Source organism: Streptomyces sparsus (assembly GCF_054776295.1).
Window position 1 is genome coordinate 1 of the sequence record NZ_BAAHCA010000166.1, and the last position, 7458, is coordinate 7458.

Annotated in this window: 5 protein-coding genes; all 5 read left to right on the plus strand. The window is 71.5% G+C overall.

Features of this window, described 5'->3' with window-relative positions; genetic code table 11:
• Positions 1-53: 53 nt before the first annotated feature.
• Genes ACYVE9_RS10900 through carB form a run of 5 tightly spaced genes read left to right on the plus strand, consistent with a single transcriptional unit; the run spans position 54 to position 7431 of the window.
• Positions 54-1046, plus strand: coding sequence for an aspartate carbamoyltransferase catalytic subunit (locus ACYVE9_RS10900; RefSeq protein WP_461027577.1), 993 nt, complete (start codon positions 54-56; stop codon positions 1044-1046).
• Positions 1043-2335, plus strand: a complete 1293-nt coding sequence (locus ACYVE9_RS10905; RefSeq protein ID WP_461027578.1) for a dihydroorotase — start codon at positions 1043-1045, stop codon at positions 2333-2335. Before ACYVE9_RS10900 ends, ACYVE9_RS10905 begins: the two co-directional genes overlap by 4 nt.
• Positions 2336-2346: 11 nt before the next feature.
• On the plus strand, positions 2347-2988 hold the full coding sequence (locus ACYVE9_RS10910; protein ID WP_461027581.1) for a PH-like domain-containing protein: 642 nt from the start codon (positions 2347-2349) through the stop codon (positions 2986-2988).
• Complete coding sequence (carA, locus tag ACYVE9_RS10915; protein ID WP_461027579.1) at positions 2985-4127, plus strand: glutamine-hydrolyzing carbamoyl-phosphate synthase small subunit; 1143 nt, start codon at positions 2985-2987, stop codon at positions 4125-4127. The genes ACYVE9_RS10910 and carA overlap by 4 nt, the downstream gene beginning before the upstream one ends.
• The gene (gene carB / locus ACYVE9_RS10920; RefSeq protein ID WP_461027580.1) at positions 4120-7431 is read left to right on the plus strand and encodes a carbamoyl-phosphate synthase large subunit; all 3312 of its coding nucleotides are present in this window, start codon (positions 4120-4122) and stop codon (positions 7429-7431) included. The genes carA and carB overlap by 8 nt, the downstream gene beginning before the upstream one ends.
• Positions 7432-7458: the final 27 nt, after the last annotated feature.

Below are 7458 nucleotides of genomic sequence, written 5' to 3' on the forward strand. Positions count from 1 at the left end.
TGCCGCCGCCTGCCCGCCGGCACCCTCACCTCACTCCACGGAGCCCGTATCCGATGAAGCGCCACCTCATCTCGGCCGCCGACCTCACCCGCGACGACGCCGTCATGATCCTCGACACCGCCGAGGAACTCGCCCGGCTCGCCGACCGGCCGATCAAGAAGCTGCCCACCCTGCGCGGCCGCACGGTCGTCAACCTCTTCTTCGAGGACTCCACCCGCACCCGGATCTCCTTCGAACTGGCCGCCAAGCGGCTGTCCGCAGACGTCATCAACTTCTCCGCGAAGGGCTCGTCCGTCTCCAAGGGCGAGTCCCTCAAGGACACCGCGCTCACCCTGGAGGCCATGGGCGCGGACGCCGTCGTCATCCGCCACCACGACTCCGGCGCCCCGCACCGCCTCGCCACCTCCGGCTGGATCGGCGGTTCGGTCGTGAACGCCGGCGACGGCACCCACGAGCACCCCACCCAGGCCCTGCTGGACGCCTTCACCCTGCGCCGGCGACTGGGCGGCGGGCCGGGCAAGGACCTCGACGGCCGCCGCGTCACCATCGTCGGCGACATCCTGCACAGCCGCGTCGCGCGCTCCGGCGTCCACCTGCTGAGCACCCTCGGCGCGCACGTCACCGTGGTCGCGCCGCCGACCCTGGTCCCCGTGGGCATCGGCAGCTGGCCGTGCGAGATCTCCTACGACCTCGACCGGGTGCTTCCGCAGTCCGACGCGGTCATGATGCTGCGCGTCCAGCGCGAGCGCATGAACGCCGCCTACTTCCCCACCGAACGCGAGTACGCCCGCCGCTACGGCCTCGACGGCCAGCGCATGACCCGGATGCCCGAGCACGCCGTGGTCCTGCACCCCGGCCCGATGAACCGCGGCATGGAGATCACCGCCGACGTCGCCGACTCGCCGCGGTGCACCGCCGTGGAGCAGGTCGCCAACGGCGTCAGCATCCGGATGGCCGTCCTGTACCTGCTGCTCGGCGGCTCCGAGCCCGCGGTCAGCGACCCGGCCACGCCGGCCACGCCCCACCGCACCGAGGAGAGCAAGTGACCACAGCCAAGACCCTGATCCGCGGCGCGCGAGTCCTGGGCGGAGAGAGCGCCGACGTCCTGATCGACGGTGAGACCGTGGCCGAGGTGGGCAACGGCCTGGACGCCGCGGGCGCCCACGTCGTCGAAGCCGACGGCCTGGTGCTGCTGCCCGGCCTCGTCGACCTCCACACCCACCTGCGCGAGCCCGGCCGTGAGGACTCCGAGACGGTGCTCACCGGCACCCGGGCCGCCGCCGCCGGCGGCTTCACCGCCGTGCACGCCATGGCCAACACCTTCCCCGTGGCCGACACCGCCGGCGTCGTCGAGCAGGTGTGGCGGCTGGGACGCGAGTCCGGCTACTGCGACGTGCAGCCGGTCGGCGCCGTCACCGTCGGCCTGGCCGGCAGCCAGCTCGCCGAACTCGGCGCCATGCACGAGTCGGCCGCGGGCGTGCGGGTCTTCTCCGACGACGGCAAGTGCGTCGACGACGCGGTCATCATGCGCCGCGCCCTGGAGTACGTGAAGGCCTTCGACGGCGTCATCGCCCAGCACGCCCAGGAGCCCCGGCTCACCGAGGGCGCCCAGATGAACGAGGGTGTCGTCTCCGGCGAGCTGGGCCTCGGGGGCTGGCCGGCCGTCGCCGAGGAGTCGATCATCTCCCGCGACGTGCTGCTCGCCGCCCACGTCGGCTCCCGGGTGCACATCTGCCACCTCTCCACCGCCGGCTCGGTGGAGATCGTGCGCTGGGCCAAGTCCAAGGGCTGGAACGTCACCGCCGAGGTCACCCCGCACCACCTGCTGCTCACCGACGAACTGGTGCGCTCCTACGACCCCGTCTACAAGGTCAACCCGCCGCTGCGCACCGAGGCGGACGTCCAGGCCCTGCGCGCGGCGCTCGCCGACGGCACCATCGACTGCGTCGCCACCGACCACGCCCCGCACCCGCACGAGGACAAGGACTGCGAGTGGGGTGCCGCGGCCATGGGCATGGTCGGCCTGGAGACCGCGCTGTCGGTCGTTCAGCACACCATGGTCGACACCGGGCTGCTGGACTGGGCCCAGGTCGCCGACCGGATGTCCTTCCGGCCCGCGCACATCGGACGACTCGCCGGCCACGGCCGTCCCGTCTCGGCAGGTGAGCCGGCCAACCTGACACTGGTCGATCCGGCTTACCGTGGAGAGGTGGACCCCGCGGGCTTCGCCTCCCGCAGCCGTAACACCCCCTACCGGGGACGCGAGCTGCCGGGACGGGTGACGCACACCTTCCTGCGGGGCCGGGCAACGGTCGTGGACGGGAAACTCACGTGAACCCACCTGTGATGCACGCGCTGGCGGCTCTCGCCGACGGCGCCGCCGAACCGCGGTCGCAGGAGGTGACCGACTGGGCCGCCCGCATCGGCTGGGTCGTCGGCCTGCTGCTCTTCATCGCGCTGGTCTACTGGCTGATGCGGGAGGGCTGGAAGTGGCGCGGCACCCTGCAGGGCAACCTGCCCGAGCCCGCGGCCGTTCCCGCGGCCCCGGCCGCGCCGGACGAGTCGGCCGACGCCCGCCCACCGGCGGACGTGCTGCTCACCGGCGAGGGCCGCTACCACGGCTCGACCCGGTCCGGGCAGTGGCTGGACCGGATCGTCGCGCACGGCCTCGGCACCCGCAGCCGGGTCTCGCTCACCCTCACCGCCGAGGGGCTCACCGTGCTGCGGCCCGGTGCGCGGGACTTCTTCGTGCCCGCCGCCGACCTGCGCGGCGCCCGGCTCGACACCGGCATCGCCGGCAAGGTGCTGACCGAGGGCGGGCTCCTGGTGGTCGTCTGGCAGCTGGGCGACACCCTGCTGGACTCCGGGTTCCGCCTGGACCACGCCGCCGAGCACGGCGCGTGGCTGGCAGCTGTGGACGAAATCTCCGGTGGCTCCGCCGACGCAGCCGCCCCGCACGACCCGCAGATCGAGGAAGGCGCACGATGACGACCGCCACCCGGGGAGCGACCAGCGCTCCCGCCGTACTCGTCCTGGAGGACGGCCGCACGTTCCGCGGCCGCGCCTACGGAGCAGTGGGGGAGACCTTCGGTGAGGCGGTCTTCTCCACCGGCATGACCGGCTACCAGGAGACCCTCACCGACCCCTCGTACCACCGCCAGGTGGTCGTCATGACCGCACCGCACATCGGCAACACCGGTGTCAACGACGAGGACTCGGAGTCGCGCCGCATCTGGGTGTCCGGCTTCGTCGTCCGCGACCCGGCACGGGTGCCGTCCAACTGGCGTTCGGTCCGCACGCTCGACGCGGAACTCACCGACCAGGGTGTGGTGGGCATCAGCGGCATCGACACCCGCGCGCTCACCCGGCACCTGCGGGAGCGCGGCACCATGCGGGTCGGCATCTTCTCCGGCGACGCGCTCGCCGACGACGCCACGCTGCTGGCCCGGGTGCAGGATGCGCCGCAGATGACGGGCGCCGACCTGTGCGGGGAGGTCGCCACCGAGCAGGCCTACGTGGTGCCGGCGATGGGCGGCAAGAAGTTCACCGTGGCCGCGATCGACCTCGGGATCAAGGGCATGACACCGCACCGGATGGCCGAGCGCGGCATAGAGGTGCACGTGCTGCCCGCCTCGGCCACCGTGGAGGAGGTGTACGCGGTCGCGCCGGACGGCGTGTTCTTCTCCAACGGCCCCGGCGACCCGGCCGCCGCCGAGCACCCGGTCGCGCTGATGCGGAGCGTGCTGGAGCGCGGCACGCCGCTGTTCGGCATCTGCTTCGGCAACCAGATCCTCGGCCGGGCGCTGGGCTTCGGCACCTTCAAGCTGAAGTACGGCCACCGCGGCATCAACCAGCCGGTGCAGGACCGCACCACCGGCAAGGTCGAGGTGACCGCGCACAACCACGGCTTCGCCGTGGACGCGCCGCTCGACACCGTGTCCGACACGCCCTACGGGCGGGCCGAGGTCTCCCACGTCTGCCTCAACGACAACGTGGTGGAGGGCCTGCAACTGCTCGACCGCCCCGCGTTCAGCGTCCAGTACCACCCCGAAGCCGCCGCCGGGCCGCACGACGCCGCCTACCTGTTCGACCGCTTCGTTTCCCTGATGGAGGGCCAGCGTGCCTAAGCGCACCGATATCCAGTCCGTCCTGGTCATCGGCTCCGGCCCGATCGTCATCGGCCAGGCTGCCGAGTTCGACTACTCCGGCACCCAGGCGTGCCGGGTGCTCAAGGCCGAGGGCCTGCGGGTCATCCTGGTCAACTCCAACCCGGCGACGATTATGACCGACCCGGAGATCGCCGACGCCACCTACGTGGAGCCGATCACGCCGGAGTACGTCGAGAAGATCATCGCCAAGGAGCGGCCCGACGCCCTCCTGCCGACCCTGGGCGGCCAGACCGCGCTCAACACGGCCATCTCGCTCTACGAGTCCGGCGCGCTGGAGAAGCACGGTGTCGAGCTGATCGGCGCCAACGTCGAGGCGATCAACAAGGGCGAGGACCGCGAACTGTTCAAGGGCGTCGTCAGCGCGGTCAAGGAGAAGATCGGCCACGGCGACTCGGCCCGCTCCTACATCTGCCACTCCATGGACGACGTGCTGGCCGGCGTCGACGAACTCGGCGGATACCCGGTCGTCGTCCGCCCCTCCTTCACGATGGGCGGCGCCGGGTCCGGCTTCGCCCACAACGAGGACGAGCTGCGCCGCATCGCCGGCCAGGGCCTGACGCTGTCGCCGACCACCGAGGTGCTCCTGGAGGAGTCCATCCTCGGCTGGAAGGAGTACGAGCTGGAGCTGATGCGCGACAAGCACGACAACGTCGTGGTCGTCTGCTCCATCGAGAACTTCGACCCGATGGGCGTGCACACCGGCGACTCCATCACCGTCGCGCCGGCGATGACGCTCACCGACCGCGAGTACCAGGTGATGCGCGACATCGGCATCGCGGTGATCCGCGAGGTCGGCGTGGACACCGGCGGCTGCAACATCCAGTTCGCGGTCAACCCCGAGGACGGCCGGGTCATCGTCATCGAGATGAACCCCCGCGTCTCCCGCTCCTCCGCGCTGGCGTCCAAGGCCACCGGCTTCCCGATCGCGAAGATCGCTGCCAAGCTGGCAGTCGGCTACACCCTGGACGAGATTCCCAACGACATCACCGAGAAGACCCCGGCGTCCTTCGAGCCCACGCTCGACTACGTGGTGGTCAAGGTGCCGCGCTTCGCGTTCGAGAAGTTCCCGGCCGCCGACAGCACGCTGACCACCACCATGAAGTCGGTCGGCGAGGCCATGGCCATCGGCCGCAACTTCCCCGAAGCGCTGCAGAAGGCGCTGCGCTCCCTGGAGCGCAAGGGCAGCCAGTTCGACTTCACCGCCCCCACCGGCGACGTGGAGCAGCTGCTCGCCGACGCCGTACGGCCCACCGACGGCCGCATCAACACCGTGATGGCCGCCATCCGGGCCGGCGCCACCCCCGAGCAGGTCTTCGCGTCGACCAAGATCGACCCCTGGTTCACCGACCAGCTGTTCCTGATCAAGGAGGTCGCCGACGACCTCGCCGCCGCCGAACGCCTCGACCCGGAACTGCTCGCCGAGGCCAAGCGGCACGGCTTCTCCGACGCCCAGATCGCCGCCATCCGCGGCCTGCGCGAGGACGTGGTGCGCGAGGTGCGGCACGCGCTCGGCGTGCGGCCGGTGTACAAGACGGTGGACACCTGCGCCGCCGAGTTCGCCGCCCGGACCCCGTACTTCTACTCCTCCTACGACGAGGAGAGCGAGGTCGCGCCGCGCGAGAAGCCCGCAGTGATCATTCTCGGCTCCGGTCCCAACCGCATCGGCCAGGGCATCGAGTTCGACTACTCCTGCGTGCACGCCTCGTTCGCCCTGCACGACGCGGGCTACGAGACCGTCATGGTCAACTGCAACCCGGAGACGGTCTCCACCGACTACGACACCTCCGACCGGCTCTACTTCGAGCCGCTCACCCTGGAGGACGTGCTGGAGGTCGTGCACGCCGAGTCGCTGGCCGGCCCGGTCGCGGGCGTCATCGTGCAGCTCGGCGGGCAGACCCCGCTCGGCCTGGCGCAGGCGCTCAAGGACAACGGCGTCACCGTCGTCGGCACCCCGCCGGAGGCCATCCACGCCGCCGAGGACCGCGGCGTGTTCGGCCGCGTGCTCACCGACGCCGGACTGCCCGCCCCCAAGTACGGCACCGCGTACTCCTTCGACGAGGCCAGCGCCATCGCCGCCGGCATCGGCTACCCCGTCATGGTGCGGCCCTCCTACGTGCTGGGCGGACGCGGTATGGAGATCGTCTACGACGAGCCCTCCCTCGCCGAGTACCTGCACCGGCACGCCGGCCTCATCTCCGAGCACCCGGTGCTGATCGACCGCTTCCTCGACGACGCCATCGAGATCGACGTCGACGCGCTCTACGACGGCGAGGAGCTCTACCTCGGCGGCGTCATGGAGCACATCGAGGAGGCCGGCATCCACTCCGGCGACTCCGCCTGCGCGCTGCCGCCCATCACTCTCGGCGGCTACGACATCAAGCGGCTGCGTGCCTCCACCGAGGCCATCGCCCGCGGCGTCGGGGTACGCGGACTGATCAACATCCAGTTCGCGCTGGCCGGCGACATCCTCTACGTCCTGGAGGCCAACCCCCGGGCGTCACGGACCGTGCCCTTCACCTCCAAGGCCACCGCCGTGCCGCTGGCCAAGGCGGCGGCCCGCATCTCGCTGGGCGCCACCGTCGCCGAGCTGCGCACCGAGGGCATGCTGCCCGCCACCGGTGACGGCGGCACGCTGCCGCTGGACGCGCCGATCTCCGTCAAGGAGGCCGTGATGCCGTGGTCGAGGTTCCGCGACGTGCACGGCCGCGGGGTGGACACCGTGCTCGGCCCGGAGATGCGCTCCACCGGCGAGGTCATGGGCATCGACTCCGTCTTCGGCAGCGCCTACGCCAAGTCGCAGGCGGGCGCCTACGGGGCGCTGCCCACCAAGGGCCGCGCCTTCGTGTCCGTCGCCAACCGGGACAAGCGCTCGATGATCTTCCCGGCGCGTGAGCTGGTCGCCCTGGGCTTCGAACTGATGGCCACGTCCGGTACCGCCGAGGTGCTGCGCCGCAACGGCATCAACGCCACCGTCGTGCGCAAGCACAGCGAGGGTGAGGGCCCGAACGGCGAGAAGACGATCGTGCAGCTCATCCACGACGGGCAGGTCGACCTGATCGTCAACACCCCGTACGGCACCGGCGGGCGCCTGGACGGCTACGACATCCGCACCGCCGCGGTGGCCCGTGCCGTGCCGTGCCTGACCACCGTGCAGGCCCTCGCCGCGGCCGTCCAGGGCATCGAGGCGCTGAGCAGGGGAGAGGTAGGGGTGCGCTCCCTCCAGGAGCACGCCGCCCGGCTGAACGCCGCCCGGGCGAGCTGAGCGGGCGGCGAGGGGGACACCACCGTG